General features: G+C 31.1%; 1 protein-coding gene. It reads left to right on the forward strand.

Going from position 1 to position 305, the window contains the following annotated elements; translation table 11 throughout:
• Positions 1–159 (forward strand): IS3 family transposase (locus K0040_RS20375; protein ID WP_228110478.1); only part of this gene is annotated, 159 nt, incomplete at its 5' end.
• Between the last annotated feature and the right edge of the window lie 146 nt (positions 160–305).

A 305-nucleotide genomic window follows, 5' to 3' on the forward strand; every position in this document is an offset into this window, starting at 1 on the left:
TTTAGTCATCTAAAATGTGAACTAGTCTATCTAGTTGATACAAGAGATTCAAAAGAAATCACAAAACTTATAGAGGAATATATTTATTTCTACAATCACGAACGTGTACAAATAAAAAATGGCATGATTCCAGTTGAATACCGAACACATGCCGCTTGAAGTGCCTTTTTTATGAGTGTCGAGACTGTGAAGTTTTTTCTGTAAATAGCTTTCTATGATAAGTTTATTAAGGCATGGATATGAAAATTATGTATCCATGCCTTAATTTGAATGTAATTCCAATTTAATTGCATGTCAAGTACACC

This window comes from Terrisporobacter petrolearius (assembly GCF_020748185.1).
GTDB lineage: Bacteria > Bacillota > Clostridia > Peptostreptococcales > Peptostreptococcaceae > Terrisporobacter > Terrisporobacter petrolearius.